Source organism: Microbacterium sp. NPDC078428, assembly GCF_044542535.1.
In the GTDB taxonomy this organism is placed as follows: Bacteria; Actinomycetota; Actinomycetes; order Actinomycetales; family Microbacteriaceae; genus Microbacterium; species Microbacterium limosum.
Map to the genome: position 1 here is coordinate 158,486 of NZ_JBITUP010000003.1, position 21,233 is coordinate 179,718.

At 69.8% G+C, this 21,233-nt stretch carries 26 protein-coding genes; 13 read left to right on the plus strand and 13 right to left on the minus strand.

Annotated elements, in window-relative coordinates; genetic code table 11:
- Window positions 1–130: 130 nt before the first annotated feature.
- Window positions 131–1,057: a heme o synthase gene (locus ACIGCK_RS07125; protein WP_330172012.1), complete on the plus strand. Its 927-nt coding sequence runs from the start codon at window positions 131–133 to the stop codon at window positions 1,055–1,057.
- Here ACIGCK_RS07125 and ACIGCK_RS07130 read toward each other — a convergent pair.
- Both ACIGCK_RS07130 and ACIGCK_RS07135 read right to left on the minus strand, forming a co-directional pair.
- Window positions 1,054–1,443, minus strand: coding sequence for a dinucleotide-utilizing enzyme (locus tag ACIGCK_RS07130; RefSeq protein ID WP_396664942.1), 390 nt, complete (start codon window positions 1,441–1,443; stop codon window positions 1,054–1,056). The two genes, ACIGCK_RS07125 and ACIGCK_RS07130, sit on opposite strands and share 4 nt — an antisense overlap.
- Window positions 1,444–1,522: 79 nt before the next feature.
- Window positions 1,523–2,473 carry a heme A synthase gene (locus ACIGCK_RS07135; protein ID WP_396664944.1) on the minus strand — a complete coding sequence of 317 codons (951 nt, stop codon included), beginning with the start codon at window positions 2,471–2,473 and terminating at the stop codon, window positions 1,523–1,525.
- 250 nt (window positions 2,474–2,723) lie between these two features.
- On the opposite strand from ACIGCK_RS07135, the gene sufB reads away from it, so the two are divergent.
- From sufB to ACIGCK_RS07165, 6 genes are read left to right on the plus strand one after another with little or no spacing between them, the layout of a single operon-like run.
- Window positions 2,724–4,142: a Fe-S cluster assembly protein SufB gene (sufB, locus tag ACIGCK_RS07140; protein WP_396664945.1), complete on the plus strand. Its 1,419-nt coding sequence runs from the start codon at window positions 2,724–2,726 to the stop codon at window positions 4,140–4,142.
- Window positions 4,143–5,345: a Fe-S cluster assembly protein SufD gene (gene sufD, locus ACIGCK_RS07145; RefSeq protein ID WP_396664947.1), complete on the plus strand. Its 1,203-nt coding sequence runs from the start codon at window positions 4,143–4,145 to the stop codon at window positions 5,343–5,345.
- Window positions 5,342–5,668: a non-heme iron oxygenase ferredoxin subunit gene (locus ACIGCK_RS07150; RefSeq protein WP_330169644.1), complete on the plus strand. Its 327-nt coding sequence runs from the start codon at window positions 5,342–5,344 to the stop codon at window positions 5,666–5,668. Before sufD ends, ACIGCK_RS07150 begins: the two co-directional genes overlap by 4 nt.
- Window positions 5,669–5,691: 23 nt before the next feature.
- On the plus strand, window positions 5,692–6,462 hold the full coding sequence (gene sufC / locus ACIGCK_RS07155; protein ID WP_330169643.1) for a Fe-S cluster assembly ATPase SufC: 771 nt from the start codon (window positions 5,692–5,694) through the stop codon (window positions 6,460–6,462).
- 10 nt (window positions 6,463–6,472) lie between these two features.
- Window positions 6,473–6,802, plus strand: a complete 330-nt coding sequence (locus ACIGCK_RS07160; RefSeq protein WP_330169642.1) for a metal-sulfur cluster assembly factor — start codon at window positions 6,473–6,475, stop codon at window positions 6,800–6,802.
- Between the two features lie 45 nt (window positions 6,803–6,847).
- Window positions 6,848–8,008 carry a MalY/PatB family protein gene (locus ACIGCK_RS07165; RefSeq protein ID WP_396664950.1) on the plus strand — a complete coding sequence of 387 codons (1,161 nt, stop codon included), beginning with the start codon at window positions 6,848–6,850 and terminating at the stop codon, window positions 8,006–8,008.
- Window positions 8,009–8,015: 7 nt separating this feature from the next.
- Here ACIGCK_RS07165 and ACIGCK_RS07170 read toward each other — a convergent pair whose 3' ends face one another.
- Window positions 8,016–8,645, minus strand: coding sequence for a biotin transporter BioY (locus ACIGCK_RS07170; protein ID WP_396664952.1), 630 nt, complete (start codon window positions 8,643–8,645; stop codon window positions 8,016–8,018).
- 124 nt (window positions 8,646–8,769) lie between these two features.
- On the opposite strand from ACIGCK_RS07170, the gene ACIGCK_RS07175 reads away from it, so the two are divergent.
- The gene (locus tag ACIGCK_RS07175) at window positions 8,770–10,368 is read left to right on the plus strand and encodes an ABC-F family ATP-binding cassette domain-containing protein (RefSeq protein WP_396664954.1); all 1,599 of its coding nucleotides are present in this window, start codon (window positions 8,770–8,772) and stop codon (window positions 10,366–10,368) included.
- Here ACIGCK_RS07175 and ACIGCK_RS07180 read toward each other — a convergent pair whose 3' ends face one another.
- The 7 genes from ACIGCK_RS07180 to ACIGCK_RS07210 all read right to left on the minus strand — a co-directional run bounded on the left by ACIGCK_RS07180 (window position 10,369) and on the right by ACIGCK_RS07210 (window position 14,982).
- A complete protein-coding gene (locus ACIGCK_RS07180; protein ID WP_396664956.1) occupies window positions 10,369–11,220 on the minus strand; it encodes an SURF1 family protein in 852 nt (283 codons plus the stop codon). It lies immediately after the preceding gene.
- Window positions 11,217–11,423 (minus strand): hypothetical protein, encoded by a 207-nt coding sequence (locus tag ACIGCK_RS07185; protein ID WP_396664958.1) that lies wholly within the window; start codon window positions 11,421–11,423, stop codon window positions 11,217–11,219. The genes ACIGCK_RS07180 and ACIGCK_RS07185 overlap by 4 nt, the downstream gene beginning before the upstream one ends.
- Complete coding sequence (locus ACIGCK_RS07190; protein ID WP_330169636.1) at window positions 11,420–11,800, minus strand: DUF3099 domain-containing protein; 381 nt, start codon at window positions 11,798–11,800, stop codon at window positions 11,420–11,422. Before ACIGCK_RS07190 ends, ACIGCK_RS07185 begins: the two co-directional genes overlap by 4 nt.
- A gap of 42 nt (window positions 11,801–11,842) precedes the next feature.
- Window positions 11,843–12,169: a DUF4190 domain-containing protein gene (locus tag ACIGCK_RS07195; RefSeq protein ID WP_396664960.1), complete on the minus strand. Its 327-nt coding sequence runs from the start codon at window positions 12,167–12,169 to the stop codon at window positions 11,843–11,845.
- Between the two features lie 136 nt (window positions 12,170–12,305).
- Window positions 12,306–13,016, minus strand: a complete 711-nt coding sequence (locus ACIGCK_RS07200; RefSeq protein WP_396664962.1) for a beta-ketoacyl-ACP reductase — start codon at window positions 13,014–13,016, stop codon at window positions 12,306–12,308.
- A 35-nt stretch (window positions 13,017–13,051) separates the two neighbouring features.
- Entirely contained in the window at window positions 13,052–13,702 is a 651-nt protein-coding gene (gene serB, locus ACIGCK_RS07205; RefSeq protein WP_396664964.1) for a phosphoserine phosphatase SerB, read from the minus strand.
- A gap of 35 nt (window positions 13,703–13,737) precedes the next feature.
- Window positions 13,738–14,982 (minus strand): glucose-1-phosphate adenylyltransferase, encoded by a 1,245-nt coding sequence (locus ACIGCK_RS07210; protein ID WP_330169632.1) that lies wholly within the window; start codon window positions 14,980–14,982, stop codon window positions 13,738–13,740.
- Between the two features lie 47 nt (window positions 14,983–15,029).
- Between ACIGCK_RS07210 and glgA the strand changes: the two genes are divergently transcribed.
- The 3 genes from glgA (at window position 15,030) to ACIGCK_RS07225 (ending at window position 17,377) form a co-directional block, all read left to right on the plus strand.
- Window positions 15,030–16,223 (plus strand): glycogen synthase, encoded by a 1,194-nt coding sequence (glgA, locus tag ACIGCK_RS07215; RefSeq protein ID WP_396664966.1) that lies wholly within the window; start codon window positions 15,030–15,032, stop codon window positions 16,221–16,223.
- A gap of 29 nt (window positions 16,224–16,252) precedes the next feature.
- Window positions 16,253–17,035, plus strand: coding sequence for an ABC transporter ATP-binding protein (locus ACIGCK_RS07220; protein WP_396664968.1), 783 nt, complete (start codon window positions 16,253–16,255; stop codon window positions 17,033–17,035).
- A 93-nt stretch (window positions 17,036–17,128) separates the two neighbouring features.
- Complete coding sequence (locus ACIGCK_RS07225; RefSeq protein ID WP_330169629.1) at window positions 17,129–17,377, plus strand: type B 50S ribosomal protein L31; 249 nt, start codon at window positions 17,129–17,131, stop codon at window positions 17,375–17,377.
- 62 nt (window positions 17,378–17,439) lie between these two features.
- Here the strand turns inward: ACIGCK_RS07225 and ACIGCK_RS07230 are convergent, their stop codons facing one another.
- Window positions 17,440–18,231 (minus strand): exonuclease domain-containing protein, encoded by a 792-nt coding sequence (locus tag ACIGCK_RS07230; protein WP_396664970.1) that lies wholly within the window; start codon window positions 18,229–18,231, stop codon window positions 17,440–17,442.
- An 84-nt stretch (window positions 18,232–18,315) separates the two neighbouring features.
- Between ACIGCK_RS07230 and ACIGCK_RS07235 the strand changes: the two genes are divergently transcribed.
- Window positions 18,316–19,218, plus strand: coding sequence for an alpha/beta fold hydrolase (locus ACIGCK_RS07235; protein ID WP_396664972.1), 903 nt, complete (start codon window positions 18,316–18,318; stop codon window positions 19,216–19,218).
- On the opposite strand, the gene ACIGCK_RS07240 is transcribed toward ACIGCK_RS07235, so the two are convergent.
- A complete protein-coding gene (locus tag ACIGCK_RS07240; RefSeq protein WP_396664974.1) occupies window positions 19,175–19,738 on the minus strand; it encodes a CGNR zinc finger domain-containing protein in 564 nt (187 codons plus the stop codon). The two genes, ACIGCK_RS07235 and ACIGCK_RS07240, sit on opposite strands and share 44 nt — an antisense overlap.
- Before the next feature lie 72 nt (window positions 19,739–19,810).
- On the opposite strand from ACIGCK_RS07240, the gene ACIGCK_RS07245 reads away from it, so the two are divergent.
- Entirely contained in the window at window positions 19,811–20,788 is a 978-nt protein-coding gene (locus ACIGCK_RS07245) for a DMT family transporter (protein ID WP_396664976.1), read from the plus strand.
- On the opposite strand, the gene ACIGCK_RS07250 is transcribed toward ACIGCK_RS07245, so the two are convergent.
- Window positions 20,763–21,233: an Lrp/AsnC family transcriptional regulator gene (locus ACIGCK_RS07250; RefSeq protein WP_396664978.1), complete on the minus strand. Its 471-nt coding sequence runs from the start codon at window positions 21,231–21,233 to the stop codon at window positions 20,763–20,765. The two genes, ACIGCK_RS07245 and ACIGCK_RS07250, sit on opposite strands and share 26 nt — an antisense overlap.

Below are 21,233 nucleotides of genomic sequence, written 5' to 3' on the forward strand. Positions count from 1 at the left end.
ATCGGCGCGAAAGCGCGTGTGTCCGTTCAGCATAGCGAAGCGGGGTTGGTGCGCGCGGGCCGGGCGGGCGACGACGCGGGATGGCATAGACTGCACGGTGGATCATCACGTGCGGACCGAGCGGGGGGCGATGGACATCACGACGAGGCCTCCCACGGAGGCACCCGCCGCGAAGACGTCCCTCGGGCGAAAGATCGGCGCCTACGTCGCTCTGACGAAGCCGCGCGTGCTCGAGCTCCTGCTCGTCACGACCGTCCCTGTGATGATCCTGGCCCACGGCGGGATGCCGCATCCGCTGCTCATCCTCGCCACCGTCATCGGCGGTTCGCTGAGCGCAGGCTCCGCGGCGGCATTCAACATGTACCTCGATCGCGACATCGACGCTCACATGCAGAGGACGGTGAACCGTCCTCTCGTGACGGGCGAGGTGTCGCCCCGGAACGCGCTCGTCTTCGCCTGGACGCTCGCGGTGTTCTCCACGCTCTGGCTGTGGGCCACGACCAACTGGCTCGCGGCCGTGCTCTCGGCCGCGGCGATCTTCTTCTATGTGGTCGTCTACACGATGATCCTCAAGCGGCGCACGGAACAGAACATCGTGTGGGGCGGGATTGCCGGATGCTTCCCCGTGCTGATCGGATGGTCGGCTGTCACGGGGTCGCTCTCCTGGGCGCCGCTGGTCCTGTTCACCCTCGTCTTCCTCTGGACGCCGCCGCACTACTGGCCGCTGTCGATGAAGTACAAGGCGCAGTACGACAACGTCGACGTGCCCATGCTGGGCGCGACGCGCTCGGGCACGCAGGTCGGTCTGCAGGTCATCCTCTACGCGTGGGCGACCGTCGCATGCTCCCTGCTGCTCATCCCGGTCGCGGGCATGGGACTGGTCTATACGGCGTCTGCGCTCGTCTTCGGCGGTTGGTTCATCTACGAGTCGCACCGGCTGTACACGCGAGCGGTGCGAGGGACCGAGCCGGCACCGATGCGCGTCTTCCACGCATCCATCACGTATCTGACGCTCATCTTCGTCGCGATCGCCGTCGACCCGCTCCTGCCGTTCTAGCTGCGCCGCGAGGGCTCCTCCACGTCGTGCGCCTCGTCGGGCTCGTCGGCGGCGTCCGGTGCGTCACGCTCGTGAGCGGGCGCGTCGTCCTCATCGCGAGAGGGCTCGGGGAACCCCATGTCGGGGCGTAGAAGCCAGGCGCCGGTCGCGAGGGTCAGCGCCATTGCGACTCCGAGGATGCCCGCGCCGAGGAGCACGGCTCCGAAGATCGCCCAGACCTGCCCCACGTAGACGTCGACACCGGTGGCGCTGCCATCCAGCAGGGTCGTCGACATGGCGCCGAGGGTCGTGAGGGTCATCACCACTCCCGCGATCGCCGCGGCGAGCGAGCCGGCGACCAGGATCCAGAAAGGGATGCTGCGGGTGATGCGGGGACGGATGGTCATCGGTGCTCCTCTGTGTGCGGGCGGGGTTGCTGACCTCTCCGACACTCCCCGCCGCACACGGGTGGACCCTATCCGGCGCCTATGAATCGACTGTGGGCCGGTCCGCGCGGGACGAGAGGGAGAGCACCACGACGGTCATCGCCGCGGCGGTGAGGGCGGCCAGCACCATGTGTGCACCGACGGCCAGCTCCGGGAGGCCGTTCCTGGCCTGATACAGCCCGACGGCGATCTGCACGACCTGAAGTGCGAGCAGAAGGGCGAACCACCTTCGCGGCGCGAGGGAGCGGACCCAGGCGATGACCGTCAGGGCGAGGGTCAGCGCCAGCAGCGCGTAGCCGGGCCAGGCGTGGACGTGTTCGAGCACTTCGGCGTCGAAGCCGTTGCGTCCGGCCGCCGCGTCGCCGGAGTGGGGACCCGCGCCCGTCGTGAGGACGCCGAAGAAGATCGTGGCCGCCAGGACGAACGTCGTCACGTGGGTCGTGATCGCGAACGCGGGGGGCACGCGCAGGGAGCGCACCCCGCGCGGCCGGACCGAGAGATACAGGAAGGCCGCGCACACGCAGACGAGCACGAGCGACGCGACGTAGTGGAAACCCACGATGAACGGGTTCAGGCCCGTGAGGACCGTGATGCCGCCCACGATCGCCTGCGTCACGACGCCGCCGAGCACGACGAGCGCGAGGAGGAAGAGGTCGCGACGCGTGCGGCGCATGCGCCACACCAGGACGACGACCGCGAGCGCGAGGATGCCGACGAGGCCCGTCAGCGTGCGGTTGCCGAATTCGATGACCCCGTGGATGCCCATCTCGGGGGTGTTCACGAGCGATTCGGGCGTGCAGGTGGGCCACGTGGGACAGCCCAGCCCGGAGCCGGTGAGCCGGACCGCGCCGCCGGTCGCGATGATCAGGACCTCGGCGACGAACGACATCCACGCGAACGCGCGGACGCGGGCGTCGACGGTGCGCGGCAGCCATCCGCGGTCGTCCGCGGAGGTGGGGCGCGGGGGAGCGGTGGTGATCGGGTCGGGCATGGATGGGCCTCCTGGACGACCTTCGCGCCAATCGGGCGGGCCGGGGCGGGACCGGCCCGGGACGAGGGGTCGTACCTGTAGAATCGTTGGAGTCGACATGCGCGCGCACACGCGCAGGCGCACGTGTAGACAGTGTAGGCGCGAAGACCTGCGCATCTGAGAGGGCCCACCAGCGGCATTGCCTCCCGTGCACCGCACGGTAAGGAATGCCGGGGCGGATGACACCGTTGCGGCCTAGAGGAGAGTGACCATGTCTGAAGTGCTGATCGACCGGCCAGAGCTCGAGGGACTCGGAGTCTACGAGTTCGGCTGGCACGACGCCGACGCCGCCGGGGCGAGCGCGCGACGGGGCCTCAGCGAGGCCGTCGTCCGCGACATCTCGGCGCTGAAGGCCGAACCCGAGTGGATGCTCCAGCGCCGCATCAAGGCGCTGCAGCTGTTCGGCCGCAAGCCGATGCCGACGTGGGGAGCCGATCTCTCCGCGATCGACTTCGAGAACATCAAATACTTCGTCCGCTCCACCGAAAAGCAGGCGCAGACCTGGGAAGACCTTCCCGAGGACATCCGCAACACGTACGAGCGCCTGGGCATCCCGGAGGCCGAGCGCCAGCGCCTCGTCGCCGGTGTGGCGGCGCAGTACGAGTCCGAGGTGGTCTACCACCAGATCCGCGAGGATCTCGAGGCGCAGGGCGTCATCTTCATGGACACCGACACGGCGCTGCGGGAGCACCCGGAGTTCTTCGAGGAGTACTTCGGCACCGTCATCCCCTCCGGGGACAACAAGTTCGCGGCGCTGAACACCGCCGTGTGGTCGGGCGGCTCCTTCGTCTACGTGCCGAAGGGCGTGCACGTCGAGATCCCGCTCCAGGCGTACTTCCGGATCAACACCGAGAACATGGGTCAGTTCGAGCGGACCCTGATCATCGCCGACGAGGACAGCTACGTCCACTACATCGAGGGTTGCACCGCTCCCATCTACAAGAGCGACTCGCTGCACTCGGCCGTCGTGGAGATCATCGTCAAGAAGAACGCCCGCGTCCGGTACACGACGATCCAGAACTGGTCGAACAACGTGTACAACCTCGTCACGAAGCGCGCGGTCGCCCATGAGGGCGCGACGATGGAGTGGGTCGACGGCAACATCGGCTCCAAGGTGACGATGAAGTACCCGTCGATCTTCCTCGTCGGCGAGCACGCCAAGGGCGAGACGCTCTCGGTGGCGTTCGCGGGTCCGGGCCAGCACCAGGATGCCGGCGCGAAGATGATCCACATGGCGCCCTATACGCAGTCGTCGATCGTCTCCAAGTCGATCGCCCGCGGCGGCGGACGCGCGGGCTACCGCGGCGAGGTCCGCGTCGAGCCGCAGGCGCATCACTCGGCCAACACGGTGCGGTGCGACGCCCTGCTCGTCGACACGATCTCCCGCAGCGACACCTATCCCGCGATCGACATCCGCGTGGATGACGTGCAGCTGGGCCACGAGGCGACCGTCTCGAAGGTCAGCGAGGAGCAGCTGTTCTACCTCATGAGCCGCGGACTCCCCGAAGACGAAGCAATGGCGATGATCGTGCGCGGCTTCATCGAGCCGATCGCGCGCGAGTTGCCCATGGAATACGCCCTCGAGCTGAACAAACTCATCGAGATGGGCATGGAAGGATCCGTCGGCTAGATGACGACCACAACCACCCCCCGCCCCGCGCCGGGAAGCCAGGCGCACACCGACGGAGGATGGGGCCAGACGTCTACGTCCGTCGTTCCCGTTCAGACCCGCTCCGCCCGAATGCGCTCCTACGACCCGGCGGCCTTCGGCGAGCCCACCGGCCGAGAGGTCGACTGGAAGCACACGCCGCTCGCGCGCATCGCTCCGCTGCTGCAGGACGCGCCCGGCGACGCCGGTGCCGTCTCGATCGAGGTGAGCGGACCGCTGGCTGCGGCGTCGCTCGAGATCGGCGAGGCACCGCGCGGCGAGGTCTTCGAGCCCGAGGATCTTCCCGCGGCCATCGCCTGGAAGCGCAGCGCCGAGGCTCTGTACCTCGCCGTCCCCGACGAGGCCGAGCTCGACGAACCCGTCGTCGTCACCTTCCCGGGCGCGGGCGCGGAGCTGCTCGCCCACGCGCACGTCGTCATCGAGGCCCGGCCGCACTCGCGGGCCACTGTCGTGCTGCGCCACACCGGTGCCGCCCGGTTCGCCCAGAACGTCGAGATCATCGTGCGTCCGGGGGCCTCGCTCGAGGTCGTCTCGGTGCAGCAGTGGGACGACGACGCGGTCCACGCCGCCGCCCACCAGGCGCGCGTCGAGCGCGACGGCACGCTGCGTCACACGGTGGTCAGCTTCGGCGGCGGGCTCGTGCGGGTGAACCCGTCCGTCGAGCTCGCCGGCGCGGGATCACAGGGCGAGCTGTACGGCCTCGCCTTCGCCGACGCGCCGCAGCACCTCGAGAGCCAGGTGTACCTGCATCACAAGGGTCCGCACACGCGGGGAGACGTCCTCTACAAGGCGGCCCTGCAGGGATCGGGGGCGCGGACGGTGTGGATCGGCGACGTTCTCATCGGTCCGCACGCCGAGGGGACCGACTCCTACGAGGCCAACCGCAACCTCGTGCTCACCGAGGGCGCCCGGGCGGACTCCATTCCGAACCTCGAGATCGAGACCGGCGCGATCGAAGGGGCCGGCCACGCGTCCGCCACCGGTCGCTTCGACGACGAGCAGCTGTTCTATCTGCAGGCCCGCGGCATCCGCGAGGACGAGGCGCGGCGCCTCGTCGTGCTCGGCTTCCTGACGGAGATCGTTCAGAAGATCGGCATCGGCTCGCTGCAGGAGGAGCTCAGCTCGCTCATCGAGGCGGAGCTGGCTCAGGGAGCCGGCGAGTGAGCCTCGAGCGCGCGTGCGCGCTGAGCGAACTGGAGCAGGACACGGCGAAGCGCGTCGAGGTCGGCGGCAAGCCGATCGCGGTCGTGCTGGATGCCGAGGGCGTCGTCCACGCCATCGGCGACACCTGCACCCACGGCGACATCTCGCTCTCCGACGGCTTCGTCGAGGGGGAGACCCTCGAATGCTGGGCGCACGGATCCGCGTTCTCCCTCCGCACCGGCAAGCCCCTGAACCTTCCCGCCTATGAGCCCGTCCCCGTCTACGTCGTCGAGATCTCCGGCGACGACGTGCTCATCGACCCCGACGCAACCGTGGCCGTCTGACCGGCCCCATCGAAGGAACCCCCATGTCTGTCCTTGAAATCCGCGACCTGCACGTCACCGTCGAGACGGAGGCGGGCGAGACGCCCATCCTCAACGGCGTCACCCTCACCCTGCGCAAGGGCGAGACCCACGCCATCATGGGGCCCAACGGCTCCGGAAAGTCGACTCTCGCCTACACGATCGCGGGACACCCGAAGTACACCGTCACGCAGGGCTCGATCACCCTCGACGGCGAGGACGTGCTCGCGATGAGCGTGGACGAGCGGGCCCGCGCGGGCCTCTTCCTGGCCATGCAGTACCCCGTGGAGATCCCCGGGGTCACGGTGAGCAACTTCCTCCGCACGGCGAAAACGGCCATCGACGGCGAGGCGCCCGGCATCCGCACCTGGATCAAGGACGTCAAGGGCTCCATGAAGAACCTGCGCATGGACCCGAAGTTCGCGGAGCGCAACGTCAACGAAGGCTTCTCCGGCGGAGAGAAGAAGCGGCACGAGATCCTCCAGCTAGAGCTCCTCAAGCCGCAGATCGCCGTGCTCGACGAGACCGACTCCGGCCTTGACGTCGACGCGCTCAAGATCGTCTCGGAGGGCGTGAACCGCGCGAAGGAGCACACCGGACTCGGGGTGCTGCTGATCACGCACTACACCCGCATCCTGCGCTACATCCACCCGGACTTCGTGCACGTCATGGTAGCGGGCCGCATCGTCGAGGAAGGCGGCCCCGAGCTCGCCGAGCGCCTCGAGGACGAAGGCTACGACCGATTCCTCGAGCCGGCCTCCGGCGCCGAGGCGTAAGGTCTCTCCTATGACCGCGACGCTCACTCCGGAGAAGTTCGACGAGGTCACCGAGGCGCTCAAGGACGTCATGGACCCGGAACTCGGGATCAATGTCGTCGACCTGGGCCTGATCTACGACCTCGCCTGGGATGACGAGAACGACGCCCTCGTCATCCACATGACCCTGACCAGCGCGGGGTGCCCGCTCACCGACGTGCTCGAGGAGCAGACCGCGCAGGCGCTCGACGACGTCGTGGACCGGTTCCGCATCAACTGGGTGTGGATGCCGCCGTGGGGCCCCGAGCGGATCACCGACGACGGGCGCGACATGATGAGGGCGCTCGGTTTCGCCATCTGACGCCCGTCGCGCATCGCGCGAGAGCCGGTCGGTAGGCTCGATGCCGTGCGTGTCACACCGCTGAAGGCCCTTCCCCTCGAACAACTCCGCGAACGCTCGAGCACGAAGTGGCGGACGTATCCCGCAGACGTGCTGCCGCTCTTCGTCGCGGAGACGGACTTCCCCCTCGCGCCGGCCATCACCGCGCGGCTCGCGCGCGCGGTGACGCTGGGGGACACCGGATACACGCCGCCCGACCCCGGTGTGCGCGACGCATATGTCGCGTTCGCCGGGCGCCGCTTCGGATGGGCGCCGCGCCCCGACCGGATCCGCACGACCGGCGACGTGATCATGGGCGTCGTAGAACTGCTGCGGCGGGTCATCGAGCCCGGCGACCGCGTGGTCGTGACCCCACCCGTGTATCCGCCCTTCTACGACGCCGTTCCCGAGGCGGGCGGAGTCGTCGAGCGCGTGCCCCTGCGCGCCGGTCCGTCCGGTCACGAGCTCGACCTGGCAGGCATCGAGGCCGCCCTCGCTGGTGGCGCGCGAGCGGTTCTGCTGTGCAACCCGCACAATCCGACCGGCACGGTGCACGGCCGCGAGGCTCTGGCAAAGATCGCCGAGGCAGCGGATCGCTTCGGCGCCACCGTCATCAGCGACGAGATCCACGCGCCGCTGGCCTACCCCGGAACGGGTTTCACGCCCTTCCTCGACGCCTCCCCGACGGCCGCGCGGGTGGGATTCGCCGTGACCAGCGCCAGCAAGGCGTTCAATCTGGCGGGGCTCAAGTGCGCCCTCATGATCGCGGGGGACGACGAGCACGCGCGTGTCCTTCGATCGCTCCCCGCAGAGGTGGAGTGGCGCACCGGCCTCTTCGGTGCCATGGCCGCCGTCGCGTCCTTCGCCCCTGAGAGCGACGCGTGGCTGGACTCCGCTCTGGCCGCCATCGACGAGAACCGGCGCCTGCTCGCAGATCTGCTCTCGCGGCACGTGCCGGGCGCCCGGTACCGGATGCCCGATGCGGGATTCCTGGCCTGGGTCGATCTGGGCGGACTGGGCTGGGGGGACAACCCGTCCACCCGGATCCTGCGAGAGGCGCGGGTAGCGCTCCACTACGGACCGGCCTTCGGCGACGAGGGCCGCGGACACGTGCGCTTCAACATCGGGTGCTCACCCGAGGTGCTCACCGAGGCGGTCGAGCGTATCGGCGCTCTCGTCGACGCCTAACCGCGCGTCACTTGCGGGCGTCGAGGGCGCCGACTCCGCGCCATGCGAGCGGGATGAGCAGGGCGGCGGCGGCGGCCTTCACGATGCCGCCCACGATGAACGGCGTGACTCCTGCGGCGAGGACCGATCCGAGCGTGACTTCCGCACCGACGACGGTGGCAAGGATGAGCGCCATGTAGGGGACGCCGACGAGGAAGGGGATGACGCTGGCCCCCAGGAACCCGAGGAACGCGAGGGCGGGGCGGCGATCCCAGGCCCGCTCGGCGACCCAGCCCGCGACGAACGCGGCGGGGATGAAGCCGACGATGAACCCGAAGGACGGCGAGAGGACGTAGGCGGGGCCGGCGAGGGCGGTGGCGAACACGGGCGCCCCGGCGAGCCCCGCGAGCATGTAGGTCGTCAGCGCGGCGGTGCCGCGCCGCGAGCCGAGAGCGGCTCCGACGAGGATGACGCCGAGGGTCTGCCCCGTGATGGGGACCGGCCACATCGGCACGGCGACCTTCGCCAGGAGCGCCACGAGCGCGGCGCCGGCGACGACGAGCCCCACATCCACGGCGACGGCGCGGCTGCGAGTGGCAGGGCGCGTGATCAGATCGGCGAGGACGCGGCGGGAGGGCTGTGCGGCGAGCGACGACATGGAGCTCCTTCGACGGGGCGAGACGGGGTGGGGCGGCGTCGCGGGGGCGACTCGCGTTTTATACTAGGGGGCTGGCTATCTGCCACCCTTTGTACTCCACCCACCGACGAAACGGACATCTGCTGTGCTCGCCGTGCACGACCTCGAGATCCGCGTGGGTGCCCGCCTGCTGATGTCCGACGTGAGCTTCCGGGTCGGACCGGGCGACAAGATCGGTCTCGTGGGCCGCAACGGCGCGGGCAAGACGACCCTGACGAAGGTTCTCGCCGGAGACGCGCTGCCCTCCGGGGGCCGCGTGGATCGCGCAGGAGAGCTCGGCTACCTGCCCCAGGACCCCCGTTCGGGCGACCCGGAGGACCTGGCGCGCACGCGGATCCTGGATGCGCGAGGTCTCGGCCGCCTCAGCGTCGGGATGCAGGAGGCGTCGCTCTCGATGGGGGACGCCGATCCGGAGGTCGCCGAGAAGGCGATGCGTCGCTACGGTCAGCTCACCGAGCGATTCGAGGCGCTGGGCGGCTACGCCGCGGAGGCGGAGGCCGCCTCGATCGCTCACAACCTCTCGCTGCCGGACCGCATCCTCGATCAGCCGCTGAGCACTCTGTCGGGCGGTCAGCGACGCCGGATCGAGCTCGCGCGCATCCTGTTCTCCGACGCGCAGACGATGATCCTGGACGAGCCCACCAACCACCTCGACGCCGACAGCGTGGTGTGGCTGCGGGAGTTCCTTCGCGGCTATCGCGGGGGCCTCATCGTGATCAGCCACGACGTCGAGCTCGTCGGCGAGACCGTCAACCGGGTGTTCTACCTCGATGCGAACCGCCAGGTCATCGACGTCTACAACATGAACTGGAAGAACTACCTGCGTCAGCGCGTCGCCGACGAGGAGCGGCGCAAGAAGGAGCGCGCGAACGTCGAGAAGAAGGCGACGGCGCTGCAGCAGCAGGCGGCGCGCTTCGGCGCGAAGGCGTCGAAGGCCGCGGCGGCCCACCAGATGGTCGCGCGAGCCGAGAAGATGCTGTCCGGCCTCGACGACGTCCGTCAGGACGACCGGGTCGCCAAGCTGCGGTTCCCCAAGCCGGCGCCGTGCGGGAAGACTCCGCTCATGGCGTCCGGGCTGTCGAAGTCGTACGGCTCGCTCGAGATCTTCACGGATGTCGATCTCGCGATCGATCGCGGCTCCAAGGTCGTCGTGCTCGGCCTCAACGGCGCGGGGAAGACGACGCTGCTGCGGATCCTGGCCGGAGTAGATCAGCCGGACACCGGCCAGCTCGAACCCGGGCACGGGCTCAAGGTCGGCTACTACGCGCAGGAGCACGAGAACCTCGACGTGGACCGCAGCGTCCTCGAGAACATGATGTCGGCCGCGCCGGACATCACCGCGACCGAGGCGCGCAAGGTTCTCGGCTCGTTCCTCTTCACCGGCGACGACGTCCTCAAGCCTGCAGGCGTCCTCTCGGGGGGAGAGAAGACCCGCCTCTCGCTCGCCACGCTCGTGGTCTCCTCGGCGAACATGCTGCTGCTCGACGAGCCGACGAACAACCTCGACCCCGCCTCCCGCGAGGAGATCCTCGGGGCGCTCTCCCACTACGAGGGGGCCGTGGTCCTCGTCTCGCACGACGAGGGCGCCGTGGAGGCGCTCAATCCGGAGCGTGTCCTGATCCTGCCCGACGGCGTCGAGGACATCTGGAACCGCGAGTACGCGGACCTGATCACGTTGGCCTGATCAGCGCGCGGAGGATGCGGCATCCAGCAGCGCGTCTTCGTCCTCCATGTCACGGTCGCGACGGGAGGGAGCGGGCAGCTCGCGCGAATCGGACGCGCTTTCGCGGCGGTGGGCGACTTCGGTGCGGATGACGTAGGCGATGAAGACGAATCCCATCACCGCGAAGAGGATCCACTGGATCGCGTACGACAGGTGGGGCCCGGGATCCTCCGTGGGCGCCGCGATCGCGGTCGGCCGAGCCGCTGTCGCGGGCTCCTCCGACACCAGCATCCCGTAGGAGGAGACCACCGTCGCGTCGCCCGTCCGTTCCGCGATGAGCGGCAGGTTGATGGTCGGGACCTGTCCCTCCGGCGCGCCGCGCCCGGAGGCGGGCAGGGCCTCGCCGGGCCGCAGCCGCACGATGACCTCCACCGTCCCCTCGGGCGGTGGAGGTGCGGCCGACGGGCCGGAGCCCTCCTCGGCGGGACGCACCCACCCCCGGTCGATCACGAAGATCCTGCCGTCGTCGGCGAGAAACGGCGTCAGCACCTCGAAGGCGCTCGTCCCGCCGTGGGGCCGGTTGCGCACGTAGACCTGATCGTCGGCCATGTACTCGCCGCGGAGGAGCACCGGTCGCCACTCATCGCCCGGCGCGAAGTCGTCGGTTCCGGTGAGCAGCTCGCCCACCGGAACGACCTCGGCGTCGTAGTTGGCGGCGACGAGGGCCAGCTCGCCGGCGCGCTCCTCGTTGCGGTCGAACTGCCACACGGCGAGGAAGGCGCACGCGATCGCGAAGGCGACGGCGAGAGCGATGTAGATGCTCCATCGGCCCGCCGTCGGCAGCCGCTGCATGCTGACGCCGCGCGAGGTCATGAGCTCGTCCCCGGCACGAAGGGCGCGACCTCGACCGGGAAGTCGCGCGCCGCGAGGTAGTCGCGCAGGTAGTCGACGTGATCGGGGCACGCCAGCCAGGTCTTGCGGCGATCCGCTGCGTGGATGCGCGGGTTGCGCCAGCGGACCTGCCACGAGGCGTCTGCGCGGCAGCCGGCCCGCGAGCACGGGTTCGTCACGCTCATGCTCCCGCATTCTGGTCTTGCACAGGTCTCGCCTCGGGCGATTCCTGAATGCGGATCACCGACGGCGACGCGGCTGGCGCGGCCGTGCGCGGTGCGGATTCCGGCGCGCCGGGCAGGGCTCGTTCGGGCGACTCCGCCCGCGGCTCCCGGGCGTCCATGCCCACGTTCGCGAGCACCACGGCCACGTACGGCAACAGGATGGCCCCCGCGGCGAATACCCAGGTCCACCAGCCGTAGGGGGTGACGAAGGCCATGAGCAGGAAGCACGCGATGCGTATGCCCATCGTGACCGCGTAGCGACGAAGGCGCGCGGCGGCCTCGTCCCTCGGTGACTGCGGCAACGAGGTGCTGGTCAAGTGGCTGGCGGGCGCTCTCACGATAGCTTCCAGGGTACGCCGCCCCCGGGCCGTCGGAGCCGCTCAGGAGACGGGGGTCGTGGTGGCGACGGCGGTGAAGAACAGCGGCAGGAAGATCGCGAGCAGGATGATGCCGAGGACGGCGGCGCCGATCCCGACCCACCCGATGATCGTCCCCGCGAGGGCAAGACCGTGCCCCTGCTCGCCACTGGTCTTGAGCTGACCGAGGGACATGTGGCCTGTGATCACGGCGACGATCGACCCGATGAGCGGCACGAGCAGCATGCCGACGATCGCGCTGACGAGCGAGACGACGGCGAGCGTGTTGGTCTGCGCAGCGGGGCTGCCTCCGTATCCGGGGGCGTCGGGGTAGGGGGGAGTTGTGCTCACGGGTGTCCTCTCTGATCGATCTCAGCGTGGCAGGATGTCCTCGCGCGTGTCAAAGGGCCAGCGTCGACGGATCGCCGTCATCCTCGTACCGTGGGTCTGTCTCTCGCTGGTGAGGGCGCCGGGGCGGCGGTGAGGGCTAGTGGCCCATCCCGAGACCGCCGTCGACGGGGATCACCGCACCGGAGATGTACGCCGCGTCATCCGATGCGAGCCACGTGACGACGCCGGCGACCTCATCGGCGGTGGCGAATCTCCCGGCGGGGATGCTCCGCTTGTATTCGGCCTGGGTGTCCTCCGGCAGCGCCGCGGTCATGTCCGTCTCGATGAATCCGGGCGCGACGACGTTTGCGGTGATCCCCCGTCCACCGAGCTCCCGGGTGAGCGAGCGTGCGAAGCCCACCAGCCCGCTCTTGGACGACGAGTAGTTGATCTGGCCGGCCGAGCCGTAGAGGCCCACGACGCTCGAGATGAGGATGACGCGGCCCCACCGCGCCTTCAGCATGCCCTTCGCGGCCCGCTTGACGACGCGGAAGGCGCCACCGAGGTTCGTGGACACGACCTGGTCGAAGTCGTCCTCCGTCATGCGCAGCAGCAGCGTGTCCTTCGTGATGCCGGCGTTGGCGACGACGATGCCGACAGGACCGAGCTTCTCCTCGACCTCGGCATAGGCGCGATCGAGGCTCTCCGCGTCGGTGACGTCGGCTCGGACGGTCAGCGCGCCCTCGGGACCCTCGCCGGAGCGCGCCGTGACGGCCACGGCGTAGCCCTCCGCGACGAATCGGGCGGCGATGGCACGACCGATGCCGCGGTTTCCGCCGGTGACGAGGACGACGCGATCAGTCGACATGCTGCTCCTGGGATCGGGGGTGGGACCGGACCAGCCTACTGGCGCGCTCCCGCGGGCAGCAGCGGCACGATCTGCGACAGGTCGAGGGGCCCGACGACGAGGTCGGCGCGGGCACGCACCGCGGGCTTGGCGTTGAACGCGAGCCCGAGCGCAGCAGTCTCCATCATCAGCAGGTCGTTCGCGCCGTCGCCGACGGCGACGGTCGCGCCGGCGGGCACCCCGTAGAGCGCGGCCCATTCGCGCAGGGACGCGGCTTTGGCCGCGGCATCCACGATGTCTCCCTCGACACGGCCCGTCAGGGCGCCCTCGCCGATCTCCAGTCGGTTTGCGCGCCACACGTCGACGCCGAGGGAGGGGGCGATCTCGTCGAGGATCTCGTGGAATCCGCCGGAGACGACCGCCAGGATGCCGCCGCGCGCCTTCACCGCGGCGGCCAGGTCGCCGATGCCCGGGGTCGGCTCGATCCGGGCGAGGACGCGGGCGAACGCCTCGACGGGCACCCCCCGCAGGGCCGCGACCCGTGCGCGCAGGCTCTCCGCGAAGTCGACCTCGCCGCGCATCGCGGCCTCGGTGGCCGCGGCGACCTCGGCACCGCGGCCCGCCTCGTCGGCGAGCAACTCGATGACCTCGTTGCGGATGAGCGTGGAATCGGCGTCGAGAACGACGAGCAGCCGGGCGGAATTCACCCCCCGAGGCTAGCGCCCGCGGGCGGGGGAGGGCGTCAGTGCTCGACGCGCACGTTCTTGCCGACGACCGTGATGCCCGAATCCGTCACGGTGAATCCCCGGGCGAGATCGCGTTCGCGATCCACGCCGACGGTCGCGCCGGGCGCGAGCACGACGCCCTTGTCGAGGATGGCCCGGTGGATGCGCGCGCCGGGTCCGACCTGCACGTGATCGAAGAGCACCGAATCGGTGATCGTCGATCCGCCGCCGGCGAGGGTCCACGGCCCCACGACGCTGCGCTCGAGGTGGGTGCCGGAGAGCACGGACCCGAGCGAGACGATGGAGTCGATCGCGTTGCCGATGCGACCCACCGAGTCGCGCACGAACTTCGCCGGCGGCGAGTTGACGGCCTGCGAGTGGATCGGCCAGTCGGTGTTGTACAGGTTGAAGATCGGCAGCGTCGAGATCAGGTCCATGTGGGCGTCGAAGAACGAATCGATCGTCCCCACGTCCCGCCAGTAGGCGCGATCGCGGTCGGTGGAACCCGGAACGTCGTTGCGCTTCATGTCGTACACGCCCGCCTCGCCGCGCGAGACGAAGTACGGCACGATGTCGCCTCCCATGTCGTGGTTGGACGTGGCGACCTCGCCGTCGGCCTCGACGGCCTCGATGAGCGCATCGGCGTCGAAGATGTAGTTGCCCATCGATGCGAGGACCTCGTGCGGCGCATCCGCCAGTCCCGTGGGGTTCTGCGGCTTCTCGAGGAACTCGGAGATGCGAGTGGGGTCGGCCGGATCGACCGCGATGACGCCGAACTGGTCCGCCAGCGAGATCGGCTGGCGGATGCCGGCGACGGTCGCCCGCGCCCCGGATTCGATGTGCGCGTCGAGCATCTGATTGAAGTCCATGCGGTACACGTGGTCGGCGCCGATGACCACGACGATGTCGGGCTTCTCGTCGTTGATGAGGTTCAGGCTCTGCAGGATCGCGTCCGCCGATCCGGAGAACCACCGCTTGCCGAGCCGCTGCTGCGCCGGCACGGAGGCCACGTAGGCACCGAGCATCGGCGAGAGACGCCACGTCTGCGAGATGTGCCGGTCGAGGCTGTGCGACTTGTACTGCGTCAGGACGACGAGCTGTCGCAGGCCGGCGTTGACGAGGTTGGATATCGCGAAGTCGATGAGGCGGTACTGGCCGCCGAAGGGCACCGCAGGCTTGGCCCGGTCGGCCGTCAGCGGCATGAGGCGCTTGCCCTCGCCTCCGGCGAGGATGATTCCGAAGACCTTCGGCGTCGTAGGCATGCCTCCACACTAGGCCCCCCGAACGCGCGCGTACTAGCGTTGCTATCATGCGCGTCGACATCGTCTCGAAGGAGTATCCGCCCGAGGTCTACGGGGGTGCGGGAGTGCATGTCGCCGAACTGGTGCGCGCTCTCCGAGAGCGGATCGACGTGCGTGTGCGCGCGTTCGGCGCACGGCGCGAGGAGGCCGGAACGACAGCCTACGCAGTGCCGGCCGAACTGTCCCAGGCCAACACCGCCATCCAGACGCTCGGGGTCGATCTCGCCATGGTCGGGGACATCGCCGGCGCGGATCTCGTGCATTCGCACACGTGGTACGCCAACTTCGCAGGCCACACGGCGGCGCTGCTGCACGGCATCCCGCACATCGTGTCGGCGCACAGCCTGGAGCCGCTGCGGCCGTGGAAGGCGGAGCAGCTCGGCGGCGGATACGCCGTCTCGAGCTGGGTCGAGCGCACCGCGTACACGTCCGCCTCGGCCGTCGTCGCCGTGTCGGGCGGCATGCGCTCCGACATCCTGCGCTGCTACCCGGAGATCGACCCGGCCAAGGTGCACGTCATCTACAACGGGATCGACACCGGGGAGTGGGCGCCGCTGGAGGATCCGGAGACCCTGAGCGCGCTCGGTGTCGATGCCGACCGGCCCTCGATCGTCTTCGTCGGCCGCATCACCCGCCAGAAGGGCCTTCCGTACCTCCTCCGGGCGGCGGCGCACCTCCCGCCGGACGTGCAGCTGGTGCTCTGCGCCGGCGCCCCGGACACGCCGGAGATCCTGGCGGAGGTCGAGGACGCCGTGCGGCGGTTGCAGGAGAGCCGGGACGGGGTGATCTGGCACGATCGGGTGCTCTCCCGGCGAGAGCTGCGGGTGCTGCTGACGGCCGCGACGACGTTCGTGTGCCCCTCCGTCTACGAACCGCTCGGGATCGTCAACCTCGAAGCGATGGCGTGCGGCGCGGCCGTCGTGGGCACGGCGACCGGCGGCATCCCGGAGGTCGTCGAAGACGGCGTGACGGGCCGGCTGGTCCCGATCGAGCAGATGCAGGACGGCACGGGCACGCCGATCGATCCAGACCGCTTCGTGGCCGACCTGGCGTCCGCGCTCACCGAGGTCACCGCCGACCGCCACCGTGCGCGCGAATTCGGCGAGGCGGGGCGCCGGCGTGCGGCCGAGCGGTTCAGCTGGACGCAGATCGCGGCACAGACCGCGGAGCTGTACGCAACGGTCGTCGCCGCTTCCCGATGAGCGCGGCGCGAGCCGTTAGGCTGGGCCGCATGGCCCCAGTCCTGCAGTTCCGAGACGTCGTCGTGCGCCGAGACGGCCGAAACATCGTCGATCACCTGGACTGGGACGTGGCGCACGACGAACGCTGGGTGATCCTCGGGCCCAACGGGGCGGGCAAGACGACCCTGCTGCAGCTCGCGGACACGCTGCTGCACCCGTCCTCGGGCGAGGTGGACGTGCTGGGGGAGCGCCTCGGGCGCACCGACGTGTTCGAGCTCCGCCCGCGCATCGGATTCGCGTCGTCGGCGATGGCCCGCCGCATCCCTCGCGAGGAGAGCGTGCTGGACTCCGTGCTGACCGCGGCGTTCTCGGTGACCGGTCGATGGACCGAGGAGTACGAGGACATCGACGAGCGCCGCGCGCTGCGCGTCCTCGCCGAGTGGCACCTCGACCACCTCGCCGACCGCACGTTCGGAACGCTGTCGGACGGGGAGCAGAAGCGCGTTCAGATCGCCCGCGCGGTGATGACCGATCCCGAGCTTCTCCTCCTCGACGAACCGACGGCCAGCCTCGATCTCGGGGCCCGTGAAGAGCTGCTGTCCCTGTTGGGAGGGTATGCGCAGGCGCCGACCACGCCGGCGATGATCATGGTGACGCACCACGTGGAGGAGATTCCCGTCGGGTTCACGCACGTCATGCTGCTCCGTGACGGCGCGGCGGTCGCGGCGGGGCCGATCGCGGACACCCTGACGGCCGACCATCTGAGCGACACCTTCGGCGTCCCCATCACGCTCAGCGGGAGCGACGGGCGCTTCACCGCCCGCGCCGCCTGATCCACTCTCGACGCGGGTCATCTGGTAAAGTAGATCCTTGGTGCCGTGCGCACCGCAGACTTCCCGTCATCCGTCCACGCTCAAGGAACCGCCATGCAGACTGACATCCACCCCGACTACCAGGCCGTCGTTTTCCGCGACCTCGCGTCGGGCGAGACGTTCCTCACCCGCTCCACGGTGTCGAGCGACAAGACCATCGAGCTCGACGGCACGGAGTACCCCGTGATCGACGTCGAGATCTCCTCCGCGTCGCACCCCTTCTACACGGGCAAGCAGCGCATCATGGACTCGGCCGGTCGCGTCGAGAAGTTCAACCAGCGCTTCAAGAACTTCGGCAAGTAGGCCGCAGCAGAAGGGGCCCCCGGCATGCGCCGCGGGGCCCCTTCTCGTTCACGGCGAGCGCGTCAGCGGATCGGCCAGGAGCCGTCAAGCCGGTCGTCCTTGTCGATGCGGCCGATGCGGACGAAGTACTCGGTCAGACTCTCCGCCTGCGCCCGCGCCCAGGCGATCTGGCTCGTGTGAAGGCTCGCGCCGTCGGCGGGCAGACGATCCGCGAAGCGCTGTGCAAGCACCTGCGCCACCCGGCCGGCGGCCACGGCGTCGGCCGCTGCCGTGTGCGCCGCCTCGAGAACGACCTCGTAGTGCGCGCAGACGGCATCGAGCGTGCGCTTGCCCTTGCGGTACCGGTCGACGCACTTGTCGAGCACGAGCGGATCGATGACCGGCGAAGGGTCGAGTATCGGCGGGAGCCCGTTGCGCAGCGCCTCGTACTTGAGCATCGAGAAGTCGAACGGGGCGTTGTAGGCGACAACCGGCAGTCCCTCGGCGAAGATGGCGCGCAGTGCGGCGACGATCTCCCCGACCACCTCGCGGGAAGGACGCCCGTGCGCCCGTGCGTGCGCCGTCGTGATGCCGTGCACGGCGGTGGCGCCGTCGGGGATATCGACCCCCGGATCGGCGAGCCACGTGTACTGACGGACGAGACCGCCCTCGGCATCCAGCACCCCCACGTGCGCCGTCACGATGCGGTCCTCCGCCACGTCGACACCCGTCGTCTCCAGGTCGAACACGCCGATGCGGTCGCACCACGTCGCACTCGCGACGACCGGCGGCGCGGGGGAGGAGGCGTACGCGACGGCGCGGGGGGCGTCGAGGAAGTCGTCGTCGAAGAGCGGCTCGGGCGCGACGGGCTGCATGCGGTCCACGTTATGGGCGCCGTCCGACACCGGTGCGCAGGCGCTCCGTGCACCGGCACTCCGAGGTGTTCGTAGACTCGACGAGTGCAGTCGATCCACCCGTACCGGGACGCCCTGTCCGCCGTGCCCGTGCGCCGGGACGAGGTGGAGGTGCTCGGCGGTCGGACGGCGTTCTGGGTGTACGGGCAGGATGACGCCCCGCACACCGTCCTCGCGATCCACGGCTTCCGCGGCGAGCATCATGGTCTCGAGCCCGTCGTCGCGCATCTTCCGCAGGTGAGGACGATCATGCCCGACCTCCCGGGTTTCGGTGAGACGGATCCGATCCCCGGGCGCCGACACGACCTCGACACCTACGTCGCGTGGTTGCACGCGTTCAGCGATCTCGTCGCCCCCGGCGCCGTCGTCCTGGGTCATTCGTTCGGGTCGATCGTCGCCGCGGCCGCCGTCGCGGACGGGCTCGAGACGCCGGGCCTCGTCCTGATCAATCCGATCGGCGCTCCCGCGCTCGAGGGACCCCGCGGCATCCTGACGCGTCTGGCCATCGGTTACTACGCGGCGGGCGCGCGGCTTCCCCGGCGCCCCGGCGAGGCTCTTCTACGCAACGGGCTCGTCGTGCGGATCATGAGCGAGGCGATGGCCAAGACCCGCGACCGCGGGCTGAGGGCCTTCGTGCACGACCAGCACCGCCGGTACTTCTCCCGGTTCGCCGATCGGGACGTGCTGCACGAGGCGTTCGTCACGTCGGTGTCCCACGATGTGAGCCAGTCGGCGGCCCGGATCGATCGACCGACCCTCCTCGTGGCGGCCGTGCAGGACGACATCACCCCGATCTCGGCGGTGCGTCGCCTGGCCGAGGTCTTCCCGCGCGCGCAGCTGGTGGAGATCGACGGCGTGGGGCACCTCATCCACTACGAGACGCCCGTGCCCGCCGCGCGGGCGATCAGTCGGTTCCTCGACGAGCCCGCCGTCTCCGGTACGCGTTGACGTTCATCCGGTTGCCGCAGTTGCCGGAGTCGCAGTAGCGCTTGGACCCGTTGCGGGAGAAGTCGATGTAGACGCTGTCGCAGTCGCCCGCGTCGCAGAGGCGAACCCGCTCGTACGCATCCGCGCGGATGATGTCCACGAACGCCATGGCGGCCTCCACCAGGATGCGGGTGGCCAGCGGTGCGTCGTCGGTGGTGGCGTGGATGTGCCAGTCGTAATCGTCATGGATGACGAGTCTCGGCAGGGCAGCCCCGTCCCGCAGCATGCCGTTGACGAGCGGGACCGCCCCCGTGCGATCGGTGAGCCACAGCGCCCTCAGCCGCGGTCGGATCGCCCGCAGCTCCTCCAGCTCGGCGGCGTCGCGGCGGAGGGTTCCCGAGTACCGGTGGGTCTGGAGGAAGGCATCGAGGTCGGCGGCGCTCGTCAGCGAGTCCTCGCGCTCGAACGACGCGTCCGGATGCGTGTTCACGAGATCGGAGGCCGCGCGGAGGGCGGCCTCCGTGTCATGGATGAAGACCATATTGACTCCTGACAGTAGGCGGCACTACTGTCACGATCGTACCCATCATTCACTCCTGACAGGCGGCCGGCCGTGGCGCACACCCTCCCCGTGCCCGTCGGCGTTGCTGGGGGCGTGTCGTCGGTGCGCCGAGGCATCCTCCTCGGTCTCGCGTCGGCCGTGACCTTCGCTTCGAGCGGCTCCTTCCTCAAACCGCTCCTCGAGGCGGGATGGACGCCCGGCGCCGCGGCGCTGTGGCGCATGGCAGGGGCCGCACTCGTCCTGCTTCCGGTGCTCGTCATCGCCCTGCGTCGGGACCCCGGACTTCTCCGGAGACACGGTGCGCTCATCCTGGGCTTCGCCGCGACGGGTGTGGTCGGCTGCCAGGTACTTCACCTCTCCGCGATCGAACGGATGCCCGTGGCGGTGGCCCTCCTCGTGCAGTACCTCGCCCCGGTGCTCATCGTCGCCTGGATCTGGGCGCGGACGCGGCGCGCGCCCCGCCGCTCGGTGCTGGCCGGCACGGCCGCGAGCGTGTGCGGTCTGATCCTCGTCATCGATCTGTCAGGGGCCTCGTTCGACGCGATCGGCGTCGGCTTGGCGCTCGGGGCGGCCGTGTCGATGGCGGTTTACTATCAGCTCTCGGAGCACGCGGGGGAGGGGATCGCACCGCTGACGCTGGTCGCCGCGGGAATGGCGGCGGGCGCCGTGATCACCGGGCTGCTGTGCCTGGCCGGCCTGCTTCCGTATGCGGCGCCGCCGGTGTCGGTGCCCCTCGGTGGAATGGTCGTCCCGTGGTTCGTCCCCCTCGGGTGGGTCGCCGTGGTCGCGACGGCGGTGGCGTACTCATTGAGCGTGCTCGCGGTGCTGCGGATCGGAGCCCGACTTGCGGCTTTCGTGGGGCTCGCGGAAGTCCTCTTCGCCGTCCTGTTCGCGTGGATCCTGTTGGCCGAGGCGCCGACCCTCGTGCAGGCGGCGGGCGGCGTGCTCATCGTCGCCGGTGTCGTGCTGGTCCGCGCGGGAACGCCCTCACCGGATGCGCTGGCTATGCCGTCTGCGCCGTCGCCATGAGCGGTGAGACGCGGTACGGGATGACCTCGCCCATCACGAGCGACGTCTCGGTGCGCTCCACGCCCGGGACCGCGAGGATGCGGGCGTCGACGTCGAACAGGTGCCGGGCATCGCGACAGGCCACGTGCACGAGCAGATCGACCTGACCGCTGAGACCGTACGCCTGGATGATCTCGGGGATCTCCGCGAGTGCCGCCGCGATGCCGGGCAGCTCGGTCTGGCGGACGAGCACCGAGATCGCGGCCTGAAGCGGGAAGCCGAGCGTGTGCGGGGCGATCGTTCGCTCGAAGGAGAGGAAGACCCCGCTGCGCTCGAGCTTGGCCATGCGGGCCTGGACGGTGTTCCGCGACAGCCCCAAGCGTTCGGAGAGCCCCACGACCGTGGCGCGCGGGTCGTCGGAGAGGGCGCTCAGGAGGGCGAGGTCCACATGGTCGAGCTTGCTCAT